Source organism: Salipiger bermudensis (assembly GCF_017309175.1).
Classification (GTDB): Bacteria; Pseudomonadota; Alphaproteobacteria; order Rhodobacterales; family Rhodobacteraceae; genus Salipiger; species Salipiger bermudensis.
Window position 1 is genome coordinate 1 of record NZ_JAEKJV010000047.1, and the last position, 1,743, is coordinate 1,743.

At 56.3% G+C, this 1,743-nt stretch carries 1 protein-coding gene; it reads left to right on the forward strand.

Annotation, left to right across the window (positions count from 1 at the left end):
* The first annotated feature begins 458 nt into the window (after positions 1-458).
* Positions 459-1,604 (forward strand): HEPN/Toprim-associated domain-containing protein, encoded by a 1,146-nt coding sequence (locus JF542_RS24265; protein WP_207077726.1) that lies wholly within the window; start codon positions 459-461, stop codon positions 1,602-1,604.
* Positions 1,605-1,743: the final 139 nt, after the last annotated feature.

Genomic DNA, 1,743 nt, shown 5'->3' on the forward strand with positions numbered 1-1,743 from the left:
AGCTCCATCAGAGCCATTCTGTCGTCGGTCATCGTCATCTCCGTCTCAGGTTTCAGGTGTCGCAACCCGAACCTTCTCCGAAGATCGACGGTGACCGCCAGCGTCGCATGTGGCGACGCCCGCGGATTCCTACACCACGCTATGGGGCACTATCGCTGCCTGACACTCACGGCCCAAACCTGCCGTTCGCCTGGGCCACCAACGCCGCGGCGCGACTTCCCCAAACCGGCGATCAGTGACACCGCGCAGCATAGTCCAAGGCCCCAAGGTCCGCGGTGCGGACAGAGCTGTCGTTGCCCCTTCAGCCTGAACAGGACTAGAATGGAGTCGTGCAGCCGACGGTGAAGATTGACTAACGTCGCATTGGTGTAGGCGCACCTGTGCAATTGGCTCGACGTTCGACTTAACGCAAACTACCAAAAACGAAACTACCGGCTTGCAGGCAGCGAGGATCAGCGTTGGGGACCTACTCAGACTTCCGCATCGGAAATTTCCATCTTGAGTCCAGTGGGAACTTTACGACTACGAGGCACCATTCGATTTACTTGCCGTCTGACAGTGTTTTTGTCGAAAGGGACTTCGACCTAAAGCGAGTAGAAGTTTTTCAGGCGACCTTACGCTCGATCCTTCCACGCCTAGAGCTCCTCGGATCGACGCTCCCAGCTATCGAACGGCGGTTCAACAACCCATACGTAACATACGACGAACCGCATGACGTGCCCTTCAAAGAAGCTCTGGAGCTTGTCCGCAACGTCGATCTGGCCTCCCTCAAAGAAGGCACCCGAGATAATCACGGGGGCCTTCTTCCTGCTGAGTATCAGAAGCGACTGGAGGAACCGCTGACCGATCATTATGGTCGAGCACCGGGATGGGATCTCAGCACGCTTCTTGATCGACTGATGCCCTACGACATTCTGCGGATGCTCGCAGAACGCCCCGCAAATCTTGATCTCATTGTCCAGTGGGACTTTATGGACGTCGTTGAAAGCGGCTACTTCGAACGTGAGGACTTCTCGGTCGGAGTAGATGATGAAGGCTTCCTTCTAGTGACCGAAGGCACCAGCGACACTAAGGTGATCCAGCACGCCTTCGCTATCCTGCGCCCTGAGATCGCCGATTTCTTCCGGTTCATTGACATGGAGGACAACTATCCGTTCGGCGGCCACGGCCAACTGATGAACTTCATGAGGGGGCTGAGAAGCATTGGGAAAGCCGATGGTGTGTTGGCCATCTTCGACAACGACACGGTTGGCGTCGCATCGCTCGCGCAGCTTGAAGAGCTTTCAGGCATCAACGCGATCAAACTGCCCGACCTGGAAGAGTTTAGGAGCTTCCCGACAATTGGACCCAATGGCGAGCATCTTGCTGACATCAACGGCAAAGCCGCCGCTATCGAGTGCTACCTGAAGCTCCCGCAGCGATGTCGTATCAGGTGGAGTAACTACGAAAAGCGCGCGGGAGCGTATCAGGGCTCGATAGACCAAACCTCTGGCGAGAAGAGCGCGCAGCAAGACGAGTTCCTCAGAACAACCCGTGTTGATGACTACCCCTTCGAGAAGATGTGGAAAGTGTTGGATGTAATCGTCGAGGATAGTGCCCCATAGCGTGGTGTAGGAATCCGCGGGCGTCGCCACATGCGACGCTGGCGGTCACCGTCGATCTTCGGAGAAGGTTCGGGTTGCGACACCTGAAACCTGAGACGGAGATGACGATGACCGACGACAGAATGGCTCTGATGGAGCT